The organism is Methylocella sp., from assembly GCF_044226135.1.
Taxonomy (GTDB): Bacteria; Pseudomonadota; Alphaproteobacteria; order Rhizobiales; family Beijerinckiaceae; genus Methylocapsa.
This window is the reverse complement of sequence record NZ_JBGAHM010000001.1, coordinates 42,958-62,390: the sequence shown is the minus strand read 5'-3', so window position 1 is coordinate 62,390 and position 19,433 is coordinate 42,958. Positions and strand designations below refer to the sequence as shown.

19 protein-coding genes are annotated in these 19,433 nt (G+C 68.7%); 14 read left to right on the top strand and 5 right to left on the bottom strand.

Annotated features, from left to right (window positions below):
• Positions 1-235 precede the first annotated feature (235 nt).
• The 3 genes from smc to ACILRB_RS00310 all read right to left on the bottom strand — a co-directional run bounded on the left by smc (position 236) and on the right by ACILRB_RS00310 (position 6,838).
• Positions 236-3,691: a chromosome segregation protein SMC gene (smc, locus tag ACILRB_RS00320; protein WP_395664309.1), complete on the bottom strand. Its 3,456-nt coding sequence runs from the start codon at positions 3,689-3,691 to the stop codon at positions 236-238.
• A 247-nt stretch (positions 3,692-3,938) separates the two neighbouring features.
• Positions 3,939-4,592 carry a DsbA family protein gene (locus tag ACILRB_RS00315; RefSeq protein WP_395664308.1) on the bottom strand — a complete coding sequence of 218 codons (654 nt, stop codon included), beginning with the start codon at positions 4,590-4,592 and terminating at the stop codon, positions 3,939-3,941.
• Positions 4,593-4,870: 278 nt separating this feature from the next.
• A complete protein-coding gene (locus ACILRB_RS00310) occupies positions 4,871-6,838 on the bottom strand; it encodes an extracellular solute-binding protein (RefSeq protein WP_395664307.1) in 1,968 nt (655 codons plus the stop codon).
• 279 nt (positions 6,839-7,117) lie between these two features.
• Here ACILRB_RS00310 and ACILRB_RS00305 point away from each other — a divergent pair, with 279 nt between their 5' ends.
• The 4 genes from ACILRB_RS00305 (at position 7,118) to ACILRB_RS00290 (ending at position 9,927) form a co-directional block, all read left to right on the top strand.
• Positions 7,118-7,873 (top strand): invasion associated locus B family protein, encoded by a 756-nt coding sequence (locus tag ACILRB_RS00305; RefSeq protein WP_395664306.1) that lies wholly within the window; start codon positions 7,118-7,120, stop codon positions 7,871-7,873.
• 89 nt (positions 7,874-7,962) lie between these two features.
• A complete protein-coding gene (efp, locus tag ACILRB_RS00300) occupies positions 7,963-8,532 on the top strand; it encodes an elongation factor P (RefSeq protein ID WP_395664305.1) in 570 nt (189 codons plus the stop codon).
• Positions 8,529-9,320, top strand: coding sequence for an inositol monophosphatase family protein (locus ACILRB_RS00295; RefSeq protein WP_395664304.1), 792 nt, complete (start codon positions 8,529-8,531; stop codon positions 9,318-9,320). Before efp ends, ACILRB_RS00295 begins: the two co-directional genes overlap by 4 nt.
• Positions 9,321-9,441: 121 nt before the next feature.
• Positions 9,442-9,927, top strand: a complete 486-nt coding sequence (locus ACILRB_RS00290) for a DUF2852 domain-containing protein (protein WP_395664303.1) — start codon at positions 9,442-9,444, stop codon at positions 9,925-9,927.
• A 139-nt stretch (positions 9,928-10,066) separates the two neighbouring features.
• On the opposite strand, the gene arfB is transcribed toward ACILRB_RS00290, so the two are convergent.
• Positions 10,067-10,489: an alternative ribosome rescue aminoacyl-tRNA hydrolase ArfB gene (arfB, locus tag ACILRB_RS00285; RefSeq protein ID WP_395664302.1), complete on the bottom strand. Its 423-nt coding sequence runs from the start codon at positions 10,487-10,489 to the stop codon at positions 10,067-10,069.
• A gap of 160 nt (positions 10,490-10,649) precedes the next feature.
• Between arfB and ACILRB_RS00280 the strand changes: the two genes are divergently transcribed.
• The 10 genes from ACILRB_RS00280 (at position 10,650) to ACILRB_RS00235 (ending at position 18,945) form a co-directional block, all read left to right on the top strand.
• Positions 10,650-11,693, top strand: coding sequence for an extensin family protein (locus ACILRB_RS00280; RefSeq protein WP_395664301.1), 1,044 nt, complete (start codon positions 10,650-10,652; stop codon positions 11,691-11,693).
• Between the two features lie 252 nt (positions 11,694-11,945).
• Positions 11,946-12,968, top strand: a complete 1,023-nt coding sequence (locus tag ACILRB_RS00275; RefSeq protein ID WP_395664300.1) for a bile acid:sodium symporter family protein — start codon at positions 11,946-11,948, stop codon at positions 12,966-12,968.
• 91 nt (positions 12,969-13,059) lie between these two features.
• Positions 13,060-15,150 (top strand): flagellar biosynthesis protein FlhA, encoded by a 2,091-nt coding sequence (gene flhA, locus ACILRB_RS00270; protein ID WP_395664299.1) that lies wholly within the window; start codon positions 13,060-13,062, stop codon positions 15,148-15,150.
• Entirely contained in the window at positions 15,147-15,902 is a 756-nt protein-coding gene (fliR, locus tag ACILRB_RS00265; RefSeq protein ID WP_395664298.1) for a flagellar biosynthetic protein FliR, read from the top strand. The genes flhA and fliR overlap by 4 nt, the downstream gene beginning before the upstream one ends.
• Before the next feature lie 29 nt (positions 15,903-15,931).
• Positions 15,932-16,306 carry a hypothetical protein gene (locus tag ACILRB_RS00260; protein WP_395664297.1) on the top strand — a complete coding sequence of 125 codons (375 nt, stop codon included), beginning with the start codon at positions 15,932-15,934 and terminating at the stop codon, positions 16,304-16,306.
• Between the two features lie 48 nt (positions 16,307-16,354).
• On the top strand, positions 16,355-16,834 hold the full coding sequence (locus ACILRB_RS00255; RefSeq protein WP_395664296.1) for a rod-binding protein: 480 nt from the start codon (positions 16,355-16,357) through the stop codon (positions 16,832-16,834).
• 112 nt (positions 16,835-16,946) lie between these two features.
• Positions 16,947-17,288 carry a hypothetical protein gene (locus ACILRB_RS00250; RefSeq protein ID WP_395664295.1) on the top strand — a complete coding sequence of 114 codons (342 nt, stop codon included), beginning with the start codon at positions 16,947-16,949 and terminating at the stop codon, positions 17,286-17,288.
• Positions 17,285-17,728 carry a hypothetical protein gene (locus ACILRB_RS00245; protein ID WP_395664294.1) on the top strand — a complete coding sequence of 148 codons (444 nt, stop codon included), beginning with the start codon at positions 17,285-17,287 and terminating at the stop codon, positions 17,726-17,728. The genes ACILRB_RS00250 and ACILRB_RS00245 overlap by 4 nt, the downstream gene beginning before the upstream one ends.
• 31 nt (positions 17,729-17,759) lie before the next feature.
• Entirely contained in the window at positions 17,760-18,257 is a 498-nt protein-coding gene (locus tag ACILRB_RS00240) for a hypothetical protein (protein ID WP_395664293.1), read from the top strand.
• Positions 18,258-18,495: 238 nt separating this feature from the next.
• Positions 18,496-18,945, top strand: a complete 450-nt coding sequence (locus tag ACILRB_RS00235; protein WP_395664292.1) for a hypothetical protein — start codon at positions 18,496-18,498, stop codon at positions 18,943-18,945.
• Positions 18,946-19,005: 60 nt separating this feature from the next.
• On the opposite strand, the gene ACILRB_RS00230 is transcribed toward ACILRB_RS00235, so the two are convergent.
• Positions 19,006-19,425, bottom strand: a complete 420-nt coding sequence (locus tag ACILRB_RS00230) for a hypothetical protein (protein ID WP_395664291.1) — start codon at positions 19,423-19,425, stop codon at positions 19,006-19,008.
• Positions 19,426-19,433: the final 8 nt, after the last annotated feature.

Sequence of the window (19,433 nt, the reverse complement as noted above, 5' to 3'; positions counted from 1 at the left end):
CGCGGCGGGGCCGGAAGGGCGAAGGCGCTGAGCGCCTGAGCGGAAAGCGGGAGCGTCGAGCGAGAAGAAAATAAAGCGTCGGCAGGCGCGGCTCTTGCGAGCCGGCGCAACATATGAGCGCCTCAAATCCCTGTCAAGACTTAGGCGCTTATCGTCAATAAGCTGATTTGACTAGGAAAATAAAGATACGGCCAAATCGCCGCAGGCTCTTGCCAAAGCTTTTGCAGCGGCCGCCTCACCCGACGTCGAGCAGGCGTTCGGCGGCTTCGAGGTCGACCGAGACGAGCTGGCTCACGCCGCGCTCGGCCATGGTGACGCCGAACAGGCGATTCATGCGCGCCATGGTGATCGGATTGTGGGTGATCGCGATGAATCGCGTCTCGGTCTTGCCGCGCATGTCTTCAAGGAGATCGCAGAAGCGTTCGACGTTGGCGTCGTCGAGCGGGGCGTCGACCTCGTCGAGCACGCAGATCGGCGACGGATTGGTGAGAAAGATGGCGAAGATCAGCGACATCGCGGTCAGCGCCTGCTCGCCGCCGGAGAGCAGCGTCATCACCTGCGGCTTCTTGCCGGGCGGCCGGGCGAGGATTTCGAGCCCGGCTTCGAGAGGGTCGTCCGATTCGACGAGCTGAAGCTCGGCCGAGCCGCCGCCGAACAGGGTCGAGAACAGGTCCTTGAAATGCGCCTGCACCTTCTCGAAGGCTGCGAGCAGCCGTTCGCGGCCTTCCTTGTTCAGACTGGCGATGGCCTGCCGCAGCCGGCGGATCGCCTCGGTCAGGTCCTCGTGCTCGGCGGCGAGGCGGGCGCGCTCGGCCTCGGCCTCGGTAAGTTCTTCCTCGGCGCGCAGATTGACCGCGCCGAGGCGCTCGCGGTCCTGTTTCAGCGCTTCGAGCCGCCGCGCGACGTCGGCCGCCGGGGGCGGCGCCTCGCCTTCGCCAAGCCGCGCGAGCGCCAGAAGTTCGGCCGGCCCGCAGTCGAGCTCCGACTGGATATGGCGCAGCACGTCGTCGTGGCGCGTCGTGGCGGCCTCGATCCGGGCTTCGGCGCGCGCCTTGCGCTCGCGCGCGGCGCCCATGGCGTCGAGCGCCGCCCGCGCCGCCTTGTCGGCGCCGGCGAGCCCGGCTTCGGCCGCGGCGCGGCGGTCGGCCGCGGCCTTCTGCGCCGCTTCGGCCGCTTCGATCGCGCTGAAAAGATTGCGCCGCGTCAGAATGAAGGCGTCGGGCGCGTCGGCGAGGCGCTCGAACTCCTCCTGCGCCGCGCCGAGGCGCTCTTCGAGCTCGTCCATCTGCCCGCCCGAACCTTCGGAGCGGGCGATCCACGACTGGCGTTCGCGCGTGATCGCCTCGCGCCGGCGGGCGCGCGTCTCGGCGTCGCGCGCGAGCGTCTGGAGGGCGGCGCGGGCCTCATTGGCCACGGCGCGCTCGCGCGCGGCCTGCGCCCTGCCGAGTTCAAGCCGTTCGACGAGCTCGGCCGCGTCAGTGAGTTCGTCAAGCTCGGCCTGCGCCCCGGCGTAGCGCTCGCGGCCTTCCTCGCGCGCCTCAGTGAGACGCGCCGCGTTTTCTTCGAGCGCGCCGGCCCGCGCGGCGGCGCTCGCCTGCGCGCGCTCGGCCGCGGCGTGGGCGGCGCGGGCGGCCTCGACGTCGCGCAGCGCCGATTTATGCGCCTGCCGCGCCTCCGTCTCGGCGGCGGCCGCGGCGGCGAGCGCCGATTCGGCCTCCTGCGCCGCCGCGCGCAGCTCTTCGGCGATCTCGCGCGCCGCGTCCGCCTCGAGCGTCAGGTCGCCGAGGCGGTTCTTTTCGGCGAGGCGGCGCGCGGCCGGCGTCGGCGCCTCGGCCGCCTGCGCGAATCCGTCCCAGCGCCACAGGTCGCCTTCCTTCGAGACGAGCCGCTGGCCGGCCTTCAGCGCGTCGCGCAGCCGCGAGCCGTCGACGCGGGCGACGAGGCCGATCTGGTTGAGCCGCCGCGCCAGCGCCTCGGGCGCCGTGACGAGTTCCGACAGCGGCTGGCAGCCGTCGGGCAGCTCCGGGTCGCCACGCCGGTCGGTCTCGACCCAGTGGGCGGGGGCGGATGGGTTGGTCGAGGCGTCGAGGTCGTCGCCGAGCGCCGCGCCGAGCGCCGCCTCGAAGCCGCGCGCGACCGTGATCTCCTCGGTCACAGGCGGCCAGAAGTCGCCTGTCCGGGCGGTCAGCAGCTTGGCCAGCGTCTGCGCCTCGGTGCCGAGCTTCTGCGCCTTGCGCTCGGCCTCGAGCGCGCGCTGGCGCGTCGCGGCCTCCGTCATTTTGGCGTCGGCCTGCGCCGCCTCCAGCGCGGCGATCTCGTCCTCGCAGGCCTGCGCGCGCTCCAGCGCGGCCTCGAGCGCTTCACTGAGCGTCGCCACGTCGCTCTCGGGGCCGGCTTCGGCCGCAAGCTGCTCGCGCTCCTGCGCGACCCTGGCGAGATCCGTCTCGACGCGGGCGAGGCGCTGGCGTTCGTCGCGCAGCTTCGTCTCCAGCGCCGCGCGCCGCGCCTCGACCTGGGCGCGCGCCTCCTGCGCCTCGGCGAGCTCCGATTCGACGCCGGCGAGCGCGGCCTCGGCCTCGACCAGCCGGGCCCGTGCGGCGACCTCGTCATCGGCCTGCGTCGCGCCCGCTTCGGCGAGCAGGGCGTCTTCCTCGTCGAGCCGCTCGATCGCGCCGGCGGCGTCGGCGACGAGGACGCGCTCGCGCGTGAGGTCGCGCGACATTTCCTCGATGCGGCGCTTGAGCTCGGCGCTGCGCGCCTTCGCCCGCTTTTCCTCGCCGTCGAGCGCCTCGCGCGCCAGAATCTGGCGTTGCAGCTCGTTCGCCGCGGCAAGCTCGGCGTCGCGCAGGGCGGGCAGGGCGTGCGCGGCGAGCCCCTGCGCCAGGGCGGCGTCGGCCTGCGTGCGGGTCTTTTCCTCGACGTCGCGGCCCGCCTGCGCAAGCTCGGCCTGCGCTTCGGCCAGCGCCGCCTCGGCCTCGCGGCGCTGGATCAGCGCCAGCAGCGCTTCGGCGCGGCGGATCGAACCCGCGAGGTCGCGGTAGCGCGCGGCCTGCCGCGCCTGCCGCTCGAGCCCCTTGGTCTGGCTGTCGATCTGCTGGAGAATGTCTTCGAGGCGCTGCAAATTCTCGGACGCGGCCTTGAGGCGAAGCTCGGCCTCGTGCCGGCGCGAATGCAGGCCGGCGACGCCCGCGGCCTCTTCAAGGATGCGGCGGCGTTCCTGCGGCTTCGCCGAGATCATCTCGCCGATCTGCCCCTGCCGCACCATCGCCGGCGAGCGCGAGCCGGACGAGGCGTCGGCGAAGAGGAGCTGCACGTCGCGCGCGCGCGTCTCGCGCCCGTTGACGCGGTAGGTCGAGCCCTGCTCGCGCTCGATGCGGCGCGAGACCTCGAGCGCGTCATGGTCGTTGAAGGCGGCGGGCGCGAGATGTTCGCTGTTGTCGAGGAACAGCGCGACCTCGGCCATGTTGCGGGCGGGACGGTTGCCGCCGCCTGAAAAGATCACGTCGTCCATGCCCGAGGCGCGCATGTTCTTCGACGAGGTTTCGCCCATCACCCAGCGCATCGCCTCGACCAGATTCGACTTGCCGCAGCCGTTCGGCCCGATGATCCCCGTGAGCCCGGGCTCGATCAGGAATTCGGTCGGCTCGACGAAAGTCTTGAATCCGGCGATGCGCAGCTTGGTGAATTTCATCGAAACTCCGGAAAGCGCATGGGCGCGCAGATGATCTGACCATCCATGTTGAGATTTCGTTAACCGAAACCGGCCCAAGCGCAAACATGGCCCACACGCGAACAGGCCCAAGCGCGAACATGGCGCAGGCGCCCGCGTGCCGGGCGAAGCCGGGGCGCGGGCGCGCCGGACGGTTGCGCGGGCCGTCCGTTTCGCGGCCTTGCGGCGGCCCGGCCACAACCGGATCTATGGGGTTTGGCCCGGCGGTTCAGTCCACGTCGACGGCGCGAAACAGCGCCTCGGCGAAATCCTCCGCCGGCACGAGGCCGGGCAGGGTCTCCTTGCCGGCGATGATGAAGCGCGGCGCGCTGTCGACGCCGAGCGTGCGGAAGCCGGAAAGTTCGAGCTTCAGCGCTTCGACGTCGTCGCCGAGCCTCAGATAGGCCTCGGCCAGCTCCGGGTCGACGCCGCATTGCGCGGCGAGCGTCAGAAGGACGCCGCGGTCGCCGATGTCGAGCCCCTCGATGAAAAAGGCGCGAAACATCAGCTCGACAAGGCTCAGCTCGACGCCGAAATTGCGCGCGTAGCGGATCAGGCGATGCGCCTCGAAGGTGTTGGGCTGGCGCAGGATTCTGTCGAAGGCGAATTTGAGGCCGAATTCCTCGCCTTCGGCCTGCATGTCCTCGAGCGCCTCGCGCGCCTGTCTCTGCGAGCCCCAGCGCTCGATGAGATAGTCGGCGCGGACAAGGCCGGAGCGGGGGATGTCGGGGTCGATCTGGAACGGGCGCCAGCGCACGTCGACCGCAAGGCCCGGCACCGAGGTCACCACGCTGTCGATCAGCCGCAGGCCGATGAAGCAGCGCGCGCTCGCCACGTCGCCGATGAAGTCGATGGCGATGGGCGGAGGCGGGGAGCCGGTCATCGGAGGCGGCCGCAAAAGACGGGCGCCGCATGGCCGGCGCGCGTGGAAAAGGGTTCGGTCAAGATCGTTCTCCGTCCGGTGAACGCGGGGGCGGCGACGCACCGCCCGTCAAATGAAACGCTTCCGAACCAATATCGTACCCTAAGGCTCAGCTTAAGCTCAAGCTTCGGCTGACGCGCCCGGCCCGTTTCGCAGCGCAACCGACAGGAGGGTACATGGTCCGCCCGCAACCGATCAACCCCAATGGGCGCGACGGCGGATTTCAGCACGCGCCAGCTTCAGCCGGGCGGGCGGTCGGCGCGCCGCTCGAGCGCCTTGCGCGACCACAGGTCGAGCGTCGACCCGCCCGTCGGCGAGCCATAGGAGGGCAGGGCGTCGGGCCGCGCGAGGTCGCTGGAATAGGCCGTCCATTGCTCGGAGGCGTGGAACAGCGGCACGATATAGAAGCCCGAAAGAAGCACGCGGTCGTAGGCGCGCACGGCCGCGACGAAGTCTTCGCGCGTGCGGGCTCTGAGCAGGGCGTCGATCAGCGCGTCGACGGCGGGCGAGCGCACGCCGGCGAGGTTGAAGGAGGCCTCCTGCGACGCGCTTTTCGAGCCCCAGCGCGAACGCTGTTCATTGCCGGGCGAGGGCGAGGCGAGCCAGCTTCCGGTCATCACGTCGAAGTCGAATTTCTGCCGCCGCCGCTGATACTGCACCTCGTCGACGAGGCGCACGCGCGCGGCGACGCCAATGCGGGCGAGGGAATCGGCGTAATTGAGGGCGAGCTTCTCCTGATTGCGGTCGCGCGCCATGATCTCGAAGGCGAACTGGCGGCCGTCCTTCATCAGGCGGCCGTCCTGCAGCGTCCAGCCGGCCTCTCCGAGCAGGGCGAGCGCGCGCCGCGGCTGGCGGCGGTCGTGGCCCGTGCCGTCGGTGACGGGCGGCGCCCACGCCCCTTCCATGACGTCGGCGCGCACGGCGCCGGGGAAGGGCGCGAGCAGGGCGCGCTCCGCCGCGCTCGCCGGCCGCCCCGTCGAGGCGAGCTCGGAGTCGTCGAAGAAGCTTTTCGTGCGCTGGAACAGCCCACTGTAGAGATTGGCGTTGATCCATTCGAAATCGAACATCATGGCCAGCGCCTCGCGCACCCTGACGTCCTGGAACAGCGGGCGGCGCATGTTGAAGGCGTAGCCCTCCATGCCTTTCGGCCCGCCAATCGGCAGGGCGGCGCGCAGCACGCGCCCGTCGCGGACGGCGGGGAAGTCATAGGCGCGCGTCCAGCGCGTCGGGCTCGTCTCCTCGCGGAAATCAACGAGGCCCGCGGCGAAGGCCTCGAACAGGCTGTTCGCGTCGCGGAAATACTGGATGTCGATCTCGTCGAAATTATAAAGGCCGCGCCGGACCGGCAGGTCCTTCGCCCAGTAGTCGGGGTCGCGCTTCAGGACGAGGCGCTCGCCGGGCTTGACCTCGGCGATGCGATAGGGGCCGGAGCCGGTCGGGACGGCGAGGCTCGCGTCGTCGAATTTCTCGAGGTCGATCGTGTGGCGGGCGAGCACCGGCATCAGGGCGAGAGTGAGCGGCAGCTCGCGGTCGGCGCCGTCGCCGAGCTCGTAGCGGATGGTGTGGGCGTCGGGCGTCTCGACCGACTTCACCGCCGAATAGGCGGCGCGGTGCTGCGGGCGCCCGCGCGCGCGCAAAAGCTCGAAGGTCCAGCGCACGTCCTGCGAGGTGATCGGCGTCCCGTCCGAAAAGCGCGCCTTCGGGTTGAGGCGGAACACGACATGGGTGCGGCCGGGGTCGGTCTCGACGCTCTCGGCGATCAGGCCGTAGAGCGTGAAGGGCTCGTCGAGCGAGCGCGTCATCAGCGTCTCGAAGATGTTGCCGTTGAGCCCCTGCGCGGTCGAGCCAGCCTTGAGATTGAACGGGTTGAGACTGTCGAACGCGCCGAGGAAGCCGATCGAAAGGCGTCCGCCCTTCGCCGCCGCGGGGTCGGCGTAGGGCAGATGGTCGAAGCCTTCGGGAAGCTGCGGCGCGCCATGCATCGCGATGGCCCCGCGCGGGCCGGACGCGGCGGGAGCCGGCGCCGCCGGCGTCTCCTGGCGCGCCTCCGGCGGCGTCTCCTGCGCCTGCGCCTGGCGCGGCGCGGCGAGGCCGGCGGAAAAAAGGCAGGACAGCGCGAGGCAGGCGGCGAGCGCCGCGCGCGGCGCGGTCAGACTCGCAGCCCCTGGCTCGGTCTTGGGCGCGGTCAGGAACCTGGCGTTCGTCATCGCGTGCGTCGGCGCTCCCTTTCATCGGCGCGGCGGTCGGCATTTGCGCGGGCGGGCTTGCCAGTTGCGCACATGTTGGTTAACCCCTTCGCCGTCGCGGCGGAAGAAAAACATCCGTCCGCGGCCGCCGCGGCGTGGGCGGCACGCCGCTTCCGTCCGCAAGGCCGGAACGCTGCGCGAGCCGCTCCGCAGGAGGCGCCGGCCGAGCGCGTCGCGTCGCGAAGGTAAGGCGGATTCGCGCGGACGCCTGTCGGGCACGATGAATTGAAGGGGATTTTGATGTCTTTTTCGTTGAAGCGCTTCGGCGCGGCGGGCCTCGCCGGAGCCCTCCTGTTCGTCGCGCCCGCGGCGTTCGCGCAGCCAAAGAAGCCGGCCGCGCCGGCCCCGGCCGCGCCCGCCGAGGCCCAGCCCGGCTCGCCCGCGCCGCAGCCGGCGCCGCAGCAGGGGCCCTTCCGCGTCGAGCTGCAGCCGACCCAGAACGACTGGACCAAGGTCTGCGGCAAGGATCCGGCCGCCAACAAGGAAATCTGCTACACGACGCGCGACTTCAGCTCGGCCAAGGACCAGCCCCCGGTCCTCGCGCTCGCCGTCTATGACGTGAAGGGCGAGGATCTCCGCATCGTCCGCCTGCTGATGCCGGTCGGCCTGATGCTGCGGCCGGGCTTCCGCATCGCCGTCGACAAGGGCCCGACGCAGGAAGGCACCTTTGAAATCTGCTTCCCCAACGGCTGCTTCGCCGAGGCCAAGATCAAGGGCGCGACCATCGCCGAGATGAAGAAGGGCGCGGTCCTCAACGTCGACGTCAAGAACCAGGCCAACAATCTCGTGACCTTCGGCGTGCCGCTCGCCGGCTTCGGCAAGGCCTTCGACGGACCGGCGGTCGACCCCAAGGTGCTCGAGGAGCAGCAGAAGAAGCTGCAGGCCGAGCTGCAGAAGCGCGCCGAGGACGAGCGCAAGAAGCTCGAGGAGCAGCAGAAGGCCGCTCCGGCGGGCGCGACGCCCGCGGCCCCGGCCGCCCCCGCGCCCAAGCCGTAAAAGCTGGCGCCTCTTCGACCGCGACGGGACCGGGGCGAGCCGCTCGCCCCTGCGCCCTTTCGCGCCGACCTTTCTCCGGAGCTTGCGTCATGCCCAAGATCAGCGGCAACCAGATCGCGCCGGGCTCCGTCGTCTCGCATGACGGCGGCCTCTGGGTGGCGGTGAAGTCGACCACGGTGAAGCCCGGCAAGGGCGGCGCCTTCAATCAGGTCGAGCTCAAGAATCTGATCGACGGGCGCAAGCTCAACGAGCGTTTTCGCGCCGACGAGACGGTCGACGCGGTCGAGCTCGAGCTGAAGGACTTCTCCTTCCTCTACGCCGACGGCGACAGTCTCGTGTTCATGGACCTCGACTCCTATGAGCAGATCGAGTTGCCGAAGGATTTCGTCGGCGAGCGCGCGGCCTTCCTGCAGGACGGCATGAAGGTGACGCTCCAGCTTCATGAGGCGCGGCCGATCTCGATCCGCCTGCCGCAGCAGGTGACGCTCGAGATCGTCGAGGCCGATCCCGTCGTGCGCGGCCAGACGGCGGCCTCGTCCTACAAGCCGGCCGTGCTCGAGAACGGGCTGCGCGTGCTGGTGCCGCCGTTCATCGCCGCCGGCGAGAAAATCGTCGTCGACACCAATGAGGTCGCCTATCTGCGCAGGGCCGAAGGATGATTCGCTCCGCCCTCATGAACGTCATGACCGGCGCCGCGCTCAAGGCCGGACGCGGCCTGAAGCGCGATTTCGGCGAAGTCGAGAATCTTCAGGTCTCGGTGAAGGGTCCGGGAGATTTCGTCTCGGCGGCCGACAAGAAGGCCGAAAAAACCCTGTTCGAGGAGCTGTCCAAGGCCCGGCCCGGCTATGGCTTCGTGATGGAGGAGAGCGGCGTCGTCGAAGGCGCCGACAAGACCCACACCTGGATCATCGACCCGCTCGACGGCACCACCAATTTCCTGCATGGCCTGCCGATCTTCGCGATTTCGATCGGCCTCGTGCGCGAGGACCAGATCGTCGCGGGCCTCGTCTACAATCCCGCGACCGACGACATGTTCGTCGCTGAAAAGGGGCAGGGCGCCTATCTCAACAACCGGCGCCTGCGCGTCGCCGCCCGCCGCGGCCTCGCCGACGCGCTGATCGGCTGCGGCGCGCCGCATATCGGCAAGCGGGCCGAGCACAGGCGCTTCCAGGACGAGCTCGCCGCCGTGATGAGGGAGGCGGGCAATGTGCGCAGGCTCGGTTCGGCCGCGCTCGACCTCTGCTATGTCGCCGCCGGCAGCTATGACGGCTTCTGGGAGCGGGGCCTCAAGTCGTGGGACATGGCCGCCGGAATCGTCATGGTGAAGGAGGCGGGCGGCTTCGTCACCGACGCCGACGGCGGCGCGGCCATGCTCGACAAGGGCACGGTCTGCGCCGGCAATGACGTCATCCAGCGCGCGCTGCTCGGGCTCGTCAGGCAGGCTTGAGCGTGGACATTAAATTTTTGAAAGTCGGCCTCGACGCCGGTCACGGGCTCCTTACATAATGTGCAGTCCCGGTCCTTGAGCGCAGGGCCACGCCCGCGCCCGGCGACGAGGAGCCTTGTTGATGAGCCCTGAAATGGGAAAACCCTACGATCCCGGCTTCGCCCGCGCGACCGCGAGGGCGGCGACCTGCGGCATGGGCTGGAAGCCGCTCGAGATCGCCGCGGCCGTGTTCGGCTTCATGCTCTACTGGCCGCTCGGCGTCGGCGTGATCGGCTTCAAGTTCTGGCAGAAGCGCAGCGGCTACCGGGGCGACCTGTTCTCCTTCGCGCGCGAAAAATGGGACGGCGCGGTGAATTTCCGCTGGTCTTCGGTCGGCTCGTCCAACTTCTCCCGCGGCTGGAGCGCGATGCATTCAAGCGGCAACCAGGCCTTTGACGACTGGCGCGACGCTGAACTCGCCCGTCTCGAGGAAGAGCGCCGCAAGCTCGTCGCCGCCGAACGGGAGTTCGTGGAGTTCATGGAGAACCTCCGCCGCGCCCGCGACCGCGAGGAGTTCGACCGCTTCATGCAGGAGCGCCGCGCCCGGGACGGCGGCATGGCCGCCTGAGGCCAAGGCTGACGGCCTGAAAGGCCGGGGAGGGCGGGCGAAGGTTCGCCCGCGAAAACTTAGGGCGCCGCCTTCGCGGCGCCTTTTCTTTTTCTGTTGGGCGCCGGCGGCTCGCCGCCCGTGCGCGCGCGGCAAAAAATCAGTCCGTCGGCGCGCGGCGCAGCTTCTTGACCGCCCCGCGCGCGGTCTTTTCATCCGCGCGGCGTTTTTTCGCCGACAGCGACGGGCGTGTCTTCACCCGGAATTTCGGGCGTTTGACGGCCTCCGCGATCAGCGCGAAGAGCCGTTCGGTCGCCTCCTTGCGGTTCAGCTCCTGCGAGCGATGCGTCTGCGCGAAAATGACGATCTCGCCCTCGCGCGTCGCCCGTGTCCCGGCGAGCGTCAGCAGGCGGCGCCTGGCGCGCTCGTCGAGCGAGGGCGAATTCCAGGCGTCGAAGCGCAGACACGCCGCCGTCTCGACCTTGTTGACGTTCTGGCCGCCCGGCCCCGAGGCGCGCGCGAAGGAGATTTTCAGCTCCTCCTCGCCGATAAAGACGCCCGGCGCGGCTTCAAGACTCGCCATTGACCCTCCGCTCCGACGCTTGCGCATTTGAAGCTTGCGAATGACGCCCACGCATATGCCCGCAGGCGGGCGCGCCGCGCGAAACACACGCCGCCGCGTGAAAGCTCCGTTAACCGCAAACCTTTAGCCCAGATTAAAGATTGGCGCTCACTTTGCGCCGATGGCGCGTCGCATCCTGCCCTTCGCCGCGCTCGCGGCGCTCCTCGGCTCGCTCGGCGGCTGCTCGAACTATGAGCCGCCGCGCCGGCCGGCCTGGCGCACGCAGGCCGAAAAAGCCTGCTTCGCGCAGCGCCCCTTCGCGCTTTCAGCCTTCATCCAGCCGGCGCGCGAGATCAGCGGACCGGGCATCTGCGGTCTGACCCAGCCGCTCAAGGTCTATGCCCTGCAGGGCGGCGAAGTGTCGTTCAGCGCGCCCTATGTGCTCGACTGCCCGATGGTCGCGACGCTGAACCGCTGGGTCGCCGAGGTGGTGCAGCCCGAGGCCGCCGCCCATTTCGGGGCGCGGGTCACGGCGATCGTCGGCATGGGCGCCTATTCCTGCCGCGGCATCAACGGCTCGACGCATGGGCGGCTGTCGGAGCACGCCTTCGGCAACGCCCTCGACATCGGCGGCTTCCGCCTGTCGGACGGGCGCGAGCTGAAGATCGCGCGCGACTGGACGAGGGGCGACGACCAGACCCGCGGCTTCCTCCAGTCGGTCCACATGGGCGCCTGCTCCTATTTCACGACGGTGCTGGGGCCGGGCTCGAACGTCTTTCACTATAACCACATCCATGTCGATCTCGCGATGCATGGGGCGACTTCGACCGGGCCGCGCCGCATCTGCAAACCTTTCATCGCGCCGCGCCCCGCGCCGTTCGCCCCAAGCCTCGCGCCGCAGCGCCCGGCTCCGCCGGCGCCGGACGGCCTGCCGGATCCGCCCGAGATCGAGGACGATCTCGACGTCGCCGAGGCGCGCGATCCGTCGCTGCGCAACGACGTGATCCAGGCCGGCCCGGGCCCCGCGCCGCAAGCCGGCGTTCCCGACGAATATTTCAGGAACGCGCTGCGCCCGCCTGGCGCGATTCCCACGGCGCCCGCGACGCGTCCGTCGGCTTCTGCGGCCGCGGCGCCGGCCCCTGCGCCCATGCGCGCCCGTCCTCGCGCGCCGGAGGGCGGGCCGGCGGACTGGGACCTGACCTCGAGCGTCGCGACGCGGCGCTAGAGCGTTTTCATTAGAAATTGCAGGCATTCACGTTTAAAAAATTTGTAAAAACAAGATGTTAGAGCTCATTCGCGACTCGATGAACGCCGAACGCGTTCCAGCGCCGCAATTTGGGCGCGGCGGCCCGCCGTCGCTCCTGCGCCTCGCCCGGCGCAAAAGCCGCTGCGGAGCGGCGTCGTGCGGCGCGGAAAGACTTGCGCCGCCTGCTTCGGGAAAACACAAAGAGACGCATCGTCCTCGCCGGGTTTCGCCATGCTCAGTCGCAAGCTTCTGTCGCGCTTCGGGATCGACCCCTATCTTTTCGCCCTCATCGGGACGGTCGCGCTGGCGTTGACCCTGCCGGCGCGCGGCGCGATGGCGGTCGTCATGGACCATGCCTCGTTCCTGGCGGTGTCGCTGCTGTTCTTTCTCTATGGCGCGCGGCTCGCGCCCAAGGCCGTCGTCGAGGGGTTGACGCACTGGCGCCTGCAGTCGGTCGTGTTCGGGCTGACCTTCGTCCTGTTTCCAATTCTCGGCGTCGCGGCGAGCGCGGGCTTCGCCAGCGTCCTGCCGCGCGACCTCTCGCAGGGGCTTTTGTACCTGACCCTGATGCCGTCGACGATCCAGTCGTCGATCGCCTTCACCTCGATCGCGCGCGGCAATGTTCCGGCGGCGCTCTGCAGCGCCTCGGCCTCGAACCTCATCGGCGTGGCGCTGAGCCCCGCGCTCGTCGCCCTGCTGATGGCGACGGACGGGAGCGGGATCAGCCTCAAGGCGGTCGAGGACGTGTCGCTGCAGCTGCTGCTGCCTTTCGCGCTCGGGCAGGCCGTGCGCCCCTTCATCGCCGGCTTTCTCCACCGCCACAAGGCGATCACCTCGATCGTCGACCGCGGCTCGATCCTGCTCATCGTCTATGTCGCCTTCGCCGAAGGCACGGCGGCGGGCGTGTGGTCGCTGCTGAGCTGGAAGGCGCTCGGCGTCGTCATGGCGCTCGATTTCGCCATTCTCCTGATCGCGCTCGTCTTCTCGACCTGGCTCGCGCGCCGGCTTGGATTCTCGAAGGAAGACGAGATCGCCATCGTCTTCTGCGGCTCCAAGAAAAGCATGGCGAGCGGCCTGCCCATGGCGAGCATTTTGTTCCCCAACGCCGCGCTCGGCCTGTTCCTGCTGCCGCTGATGCTGTTCCATCAGATCCAGCTCTTCGCCTGCGCCGTGCTGGCGCAGCGCTATGCGCGCAGGCCCGTGGCGGAGCCTGCGCCCCACAGGAAAGACGCGATAGGGCTGGCGAAAGGCTGAGACGCGGCCGGACGGGGAGGGCGCGCGCCGCAACGCCCGCGCAAGGCGCAGGCTCCATCTTCGCTGCGAGCGAAGGGAGATCCGCCGACCCATGACCGACATCACATTGAGCGCCCCGGCCCCGGCCGCGCGCAAGAGCATGCGCGACATCGGCTTCGCCTGCGGCATCATCGCGATCCTGTCAGTCTTCTTCCTGCCGCTGCCGCCCCTGTTGATCGACCTCGGCCTCGCCTTCTCGGTCGCCCTGTCCGTGTTGATCCTGATGGTGGCGCTGTGGATCGAGCGGCCGCTCGACTTCTCAGCCTTCCCGACCGTGCTTCTCGTCGCCACCCTGCTGCGGCTCGCGCTCAACATCGCCACGACGCGGCTCATCCTGTCGCACGGCGCGGACGGGCTGACGGCGGCGGGCTACATCATCGGCGGCTTTTCAAAGCTCGTCATGAGCGGCGACTTCGTGATCGGCCTGATCGTGTTCGCGATCCTCATCACGGTGAACTTCGTCGTCATCACCAAGGGCGCGACCCGCATCGCCGAGGTCGGCGCGCGCTTCACGCTCGACGCCATTCCCGGCAAGCAGATGGCCATCGACGCCGATCTGTCGGCCGGCCTCGTCGACGACAAGGAGGCGCAGCGGCGCCGGCGCGAACTCGAAGAAGAAAGCTCCTTCTTCGGCTCCATGGACGGCGCCTCGAAATTCGTGCGCGGCGACGCCGTCGCCGGCCTCGTCATCCTCGCGGTGAACATCTTCGGCGGAATCGTCATCGGCGCCACGCGCCACGGCATGCCGCTCGCGCAGGCGGCCGACGTCTACGCCAAGCTGTCGGTCGGCGACGGTCTCGTGTCGCAGATCCCGGCGCTCATCATTTCACTGTCCGCCGCCCTGCTTGTGTCGAAGGGCGGAGTCAGGGGCGCGGCCGAAACCGCGGTGGTGACGCAGCTCGTCAAATATCCGCGCGCCCTGCTTGTGGCCGCCGCGCTCATGTTCGGCATGGCGCTCGCGCCGGGCCTGCCGTTCTTTCCCTTCGCCGCGCTCGGCGGCGTGCTGGCCTTTGTGAGCTTCGAGGGGCCGAAGCGCCAGGCGCGCGAGCAGGCCGAGCAGGCTGCGCGCAAGGCGGAGGAGGAGCGCCGCGACGCCATCGAGGCGCGGGAGTCGCTCAAGGAGTCGATGCGCTCGCCCGAGATCGAGCTGTGCCTCGGCAAGCAGCTTTCGGCGCGCCTCGTCGCCTCGCATAACGAGCTCGCCGCGCGGGTCGCCAAGATGCGGCGCAAATTCGCGCGCCAGTACGGCTTCGTGGTGCCGGAGATCAAGCTCTCGGACAGCCTCGCCATCCCGACCAAATCCTACGAGATCCGCATCCATGGCGCGCTCGCCGCGGCGAACGAACTGCGCATCGGCGATCTTCTCGTCATCGTCGGCGACGGACGGCGGCCGAATCTTCCCGGCGAGGAATGCCGCGAACCGGCGTTCGGCATGAAGGCCATGTGGGTGTCGCAGGCGTTCGCAAGCGAACTCAAGCGCGACGGCTACAGCCCGGTCGACAATGTGTCCGCGCTGTTGACCCATCTCAGCGAGATCATTCGCAACAATCTTTCGCAATTGCTGTCCTACAAGGACATGCGCATTCTGCTCGACAGGCTGGGGCCTGACTACAAGCGCCTGATCGACGACGTATGTCCGTCGCAGATCTCCTTTTCCGGACTGCAGGCGGTGTTGAAGCTGTTGCTCGCCGAGCGCGTCTCGATCCGCAACCTGCATCTCATCCTCGAGGCGGTCGCGGAGATCGCGCCGCATGCGCGCCGCGCCGAACAGGTGGCCGAGCATGTGCGCATGCGGATGGCGCCGCAGATCTGCGGCGATTTCGCCGAGGGCGGCGTGCTCAACGTGCTGCGCCTCGGCGCGCGCTGGGATCTCGCTTTCCATCAGAGCCTCAAGCGCGACGCCAAGGGCGAGGTGGTCGAATTCGACCTCGACCCGACGATGGTCGAATCGTTTAGCAAGGAGGCGTCGGCCGTCATCCGCTCCCATATGGATGCGGGCCGGCGCTTCGTCCTCGTCGCGGCGCCCGAGGCGCGTCCCTATGTGCGCATGGTGGTGGAGCGGCTGTTTGCGACCTTGCCCGTGCTGTCGCATCTTGAAATCGCGCGCGGCGTCCAGATCAAGTCGCTCGGGGCGATCTCTTGACGGCGTCGCTTCCAAACGGCGTGCTCACGGCCTTCGTGCTGTTCTGCCGCGTCGGCGCCTGCCTCATGCTCATGCCGGGCGTCTCCAGCGCCAGGATTCCGGCGCGCATACGCCTGTTCGTCGCCTTCGCGCTCGCGCTCGGCCTCACGCCGCTTCTGTTCGGGGAGGTCGAGCCCCGGGTCGCCGGCGCGTCTCCTGCGACGCTCATTGCGATCATCCTCGCCGAAAGCGCGACCGGCGCGCTGATCGGCTTTCTCGGCCGCGTCTTCTTCGCGGCGCTCGACATGGCCGGCGCCACGATCGCCATGGCGATCGGCCTGACGAGCCCGCTCACGCCGCTGACCGAACAGGCCGAGCAAAATCCCGCCGTCGTCTCGCTCATCTCGTCGGCCGCGCTGGCGCTGTTCTTTCTGGCCGATCTGCACTGGGAGGTGTTGCGGGGCCTTGTCGCGTCCTACGTCGCCTGGCCCGTGTCGGGCCGGTTCGATCCGCGCGCCGGCCTCGTCGAAATCGTCGACACGCTCGGACAGGCGTTCCTGCTGTCTCTTCGCGTCGCCAGTCCGTTCATCGTCTACACCTTGACGGTCAATCTTGCGATCGGGCTCGCGGCCCGCTTCGCGCCGCAGATTCCGATTTATTTCGTCACTGTTCCGGCGGTCGCGGCCGGAGGCCTGTTCCTGTTGTATCTGACCTGCGGAAAGGCGCTCGAGCTTTTCACGAAAGGCTTCGCCGGCTGGCTGGCGACCGGCTGATGCGCCAGCGTCTTCGCAAAGCGAAGCGATTGCGCGCGCTCGCCGCCGAACTCGACGGCATCGCCGAATGGCGCCTTGAACAGGCGCGCCGGCGCCTCGCTCATCTGCGCGAAAGACGCGCGGAGCTTTTCGCCTTTCTCGGCGCCGGGGAAGCCTGCGGAGACCTGTTCGCAAGCGCCATGATGAAGCGTCTGGACGGTCTCGAGAAGGACATCGCGCAGGCCGACGCGGACGTCGCCGCGGCGTCCGAAGCCATGTCGGCCGAACGCGCGAAGCTGCGACGCGCCGAAGTCCACGCCGAGCTGTTGTCCGTCGAAGCCAGAAAGCTCGAGGAGAAGTCGGGCGTGCTCGACGCGATCGAAGCATTCCTGCGACGAGGGACGCAAGGTCCGGACAAGCCCTAAGATTGATATTGAGCCAGTGCGGCGCGCGGCGGATTTAAGGATCATTGCATGTCGATCAGCCCGGTTTCTGACATCGTTCTTGAGGTCGCCCAGGCGGCGGATCCGACCGCGGCCATGGCCGCGGCGGAGCGGTTGCGCAGAATGCGGACGGATGAGGCTTCGCCGTCAAGTTTCGCCTCCGTATTGACGCGAAGCGAAGCGTCCGCCGCCGGCGCGCAGGGCGCGGTCGCGCGCGCCGCGCAACCTCCTTCTGCGGCGCCTGCCGATCCGGCGGTCAAGGCGCGCAAGGGGCTTGAAACGTTTTTCCTCCAGAGCGTCGTCGAAGCCATATTGCCGAAAAGCGAGGGCGTGTTCGGCGCGGGCTCGTCGGGCGAAGTCTGGCGCTCGATGTTCGCCGAACAGATCGCCCGCGAACTCGGAAAAACGATCGACCTCGGAATTGCGGACCCAACGCGAGCCAGGGCGCAGACGCGCGGCGTCTTGAAGGCGACTCCGTCCATCCTTGCGCAGGAGGCCCGGCATGGATGAACACGTCATGACTCTTGCCGCGCCGGGAATGGATTCCATACATGATCGCGCGGGATCGGCCGCGGGCGAAACGGCCGCCCTGGCGGATGACGCGCGCGAGCCGTTTCGACGCATGCTCCATCGTCTTGCTGAGACGCTCGACGCCGAAACGCAGGCGCTTGGACGCAATGAGCTCGAAAGGCTCGGCGAGGCGAGCCGGATGAAAAGCCTCGGCCTGCTTGAACTCAACCGGTCGATTGTGGCGGCGCGGCTTTTCGACGGCGCGACGCTCGACGCCGGCGCGCGCGCGCAACTTTCAGGCCTGCAGGAGGCGCTTGAGCGCAATCTTGCCACGCTGCAGCTGAGGCTTCGCGCCGTGCGCCACGTGGCGGCGATCATCGCGCGCGCGATCGAAGATCATGAGTCGGACGGCACCTACACGATCGGTCCGGCGCCAGGAGGCGGCGGACGATGATCAAGCTCGCCGCGGCCGCGTTCTGGATGATCATCGTCATGGTGGCGTCGACCTATGTCGGAGCGACATGGAAATTCGGGGCGGACTCTTCGAAGCCGGACAAGCCGGCGAAGGTGGAGCAGCGCAAGACCGAACCCGTGAGCGTGCCGATCATCGCGGATGGGTCGGTCGCCGGCTACGTCGTGGCGAAATTTTCCTATCTCGTCGATTCCGACGCCGTGAAAAAGCTGCCGACGCCGCCTGACGCCTTCATCACCGACGAGGCGTTCCGCCGGCTCTACGTCGACAAGGTCGACTTCGCCCATCTCGAAAAATACGACATCGCCGGACTGACGAGTTCATTGATCGCGAAGGTCAACCAGAGGCTCGGATCGGACGTCGTGAAGGACGTGCTGGTCGAGCAGTTCACGTTCGTCCCGAAGACGGAAATTTCGCGCTGACGATCGGCGCAAGCTTGAAGGACGCAACAGGATGATTTTTGAAAAACTGACCTGGACAGGCTTCATCATCGTCGCCGCCGGATGGGCGCTGCTGCTTTCGACGCCGCAACTCAACGCTGCGGGCGCGCTGCGGCTCGATTTCGCGATGGTCGCCCAGTGCGCCATCATCAGCGGACTGGGGATCGCCGTCATCGGCGCGCTGCAGACCGGATTTGGCGCGCTCAACAGATTTTTTGACGCGGTCGTCGCGCGGTCGCAACAGTCGAAGGCGCCTGCCGCAGGCGCGTCAATCGCGCGCGATCGGACGGTCGAGCGGACGCAGCCGTCCGTCGACGCGAAGCTTCGGCCGCCGCCGCAGCGGCATGCGGCGGCCGTCGCCCCGCGCGCAACGGCCCGCAAGATTCTGGAGCGCGGCTGGGTCAAGGACCGCGCCTATGTCCAGTTCACCGACGGCACCGTCGAGGTGGAGACCCTGCTTGGACGCAGGATGTTCCCCTCGCTGAAGGACGCGCGCGAATTCATCGCATGAAACCATGGGCGCCGCGACGCGCGGCAGGGAGCCATACGCCATGACGCATGGGATGACGACCAACAGAGTTATGGCGCCACGCGGCGGAAAGGCCGCGCGCCGATCGGCGCCGGGCGGCGCGCCTTTGCCCCGCGTCGAGGCGTCGTCGCGGCGCGGAGCGTTTGACGCCGGGGGAGGCTTCGGCTCGCCCGCCGGAGCGAAATGGGCCGGCGGCCATGCCCTTGCGCGCGGCGCTGTGATGACCGTCGACCGCATGCTGGTCTTGGCGGGCGTCGCCGCGGCCCTGGGGTCGGTCGCTTTCGCAGGCGCAATGTTGTCGCGCGACAACAGCAGGCCCATGTTCGGCGGCGTGGAGCATCTGATGATTTTCGCCCAGCCGATCGGCGGCTCCAAACTTCAACGGGAGCCAGTTGCGTCCGGCGCGGCGGTCGATTTCAACGCCACGGGCTCAATCGGCGCATCGGGCGGGCGCAACGCTGATCCAGGCCCTGGCGGAAAGACAGTCGTAAAAAATTATGTCCTGAGGGTCGCGCCTCAGGGCGCGCTCGTCGTCGAAGGTCCGAAGGGCCGCGTCGAGGCGAAGCCGGGCGCGGTCGTTCCCGATCTCGGCTCCGTCCTTTCGGTACAAAATCGCAACGGGCGGTGGCGCGTCGTGACCGAACGCGGCGCCGTGCTTGAAGCGGAGTGACGCGCGTTCCCGGTCTCGACGCATGGCGAAGCGCACGCGCTTCCGCAAAAGGCCCGGTTGTCAGTCCGTCACCGCGTAGCGGCGGTTGCGCAGCGCCAACAGATCAAGAAACGCGACGCCGCGTCCCGTCGCCGGCCGGGTCAGCGCGAGGCCAAGCGCGCCGTCGCTCCGCCAGACGAGCCTCGCCTCGAACAGGCCTTCGGGGCGATCTTCATAGAGGCGCAAGGAGGCGGTTGGGGCGAGCGCGGCGAACAGGCGAACGCGCGCTCCGCCTTCGGAGCGGTCGAAGATCTGGCAGTCGGCGAGAAAACCGTTGGCGCCGTCGAGCAGCTTGGCGGAGCGCAGGCGCGTGCGCTGACGTCGCGTGCGGCGCCGATCGATGGGCGCGGCGTAATAGGCGAATCCCGGCGAGATCGACAGCCATTCGCGGCGCCCGACTTTCGTCGCCTCCAGCAGGGGGGTCTTTTGATCGTCTTTCATCGGATTGG

Bases quoted from the DNA above. Each gene is read 5' to 3' on its own strand.
- ACILRB_RS00275 (WP_395664300.1), top strand. From the start codon at position 11,946: ATGCTCAGTCGCAAGCTTCTGTCGCGCTTCGGGATCGACCCCTATCTT.
- ACILRB_RS00310 (WP_395664307.1), bottom strand. From the start codon at position 6,838: ATGACGAACGCCAGGTTCCTGACCGCGCCCAAGACCGAGCCAGGGGCT.
- ACILRB_RS00255 (WP_395664296.1), top strand. From the start codon at position 16,355: ATGTCGATCAGCCCGGTTTCTGACATCGTTCTTGAGGTCGCCCAGGCG.
- ACILRB_RS00230 (WP_395664291.1), bottom strand. From the start codon at position 19,425: ATGAAAGACGATCAAAAGACCCCCCTGCTGGAGGCGACGAAAGTCGGG.
- efp (WP_395664305.1), top strand. From the start codon at position 7,963: ATGCCCAAGATCAGCGGCAACCAGATCGCGCCGGGCTCCGTCGTCTCG.
- ACILRB_RS00245 (WP_395664294.1), top strand. From the start codon at position 17,285: ATGATCAAGCTCGCCGCGGCCGCGTTCTGGATGATCATCGTCATGGTG.
- flhA (WP_395664299.1), top strand. From the start codon at position 13,060: ATGACCGACATCACATTGAGCGCCCCGGCCCCGGCCGCGCGCAAGAGC.
- arfB (WP_395664302.1), bottom strand. From the start codon at position 10,489: ATGGCGAGTCTTGAAGCCGCGCCGGGCGTCTTTATCGGCGAGGAGGAG.
- ACILRB_RS00295 (WP_395664304.1), top strand. From the start codon at position 8,529: ATGATTCGCTCCGCCCTCATGAACGTCATGACCGGCGCCGCGCTCAAG.
- ACILRB_RS00235 (WP_395664292.1), top strand. From the start codon at position 18,496: ATGACCGTCGACCGCATGCTGGTCTTGGCGGGCGTCGCCGCGGCCCTG.
- ACILRB_RS00250 (WP_395664295.1), top strand. From the start codon at position 16,947: ATGCTCCATCGTCTTGCTGAGACGCTCGACGCCGAAACGCAGGCGCTT.
- ACILRB_RS00290 (WP_395664303.1), top strand. From the start codon at position 9,442: ATGAGCCCTGAAATGGGAAAACCCTACGATCCCGGCTTCGCCCGCGCG.
- ACILRB_RS00280 (WP_395664301.1), top strand. From the start codon at position 10,650: ATGGCGCGTCGCATCCTGCCCTTCGCCGCGCTCGCGGCGCTCCTCGGC.
- ACILRB_RS00240 (WP_395664293.1), top strand. From the start codon at position 17,760: ATGATTTTTGAAAAACTGACCTGGACAGGCTTCATCATCGTCGCCGCC.
- ACILRB_RS00305 (WP_395664306.1), top strand. From the start codon at position 7,118: ATGTCTTTTTCGTTGAAGCGCTTCGGCGCGGCGGGCCTCGCCGGAGCC.
- ACILRB_RS00315 (WP_395664308.1), bottom strand. From the start codon at position 4,592: ATGACCGGCTCCCCGCCTCCGCCCATCGCCATCGACTTCATCGGCGAC.
- smc (WP_395664309.1), bottom strand. From the start codon at position 3,691: ATGAAATTCACCAAGCTGCGCATCGCCGGATTCAAGACTTTCGTCGAG.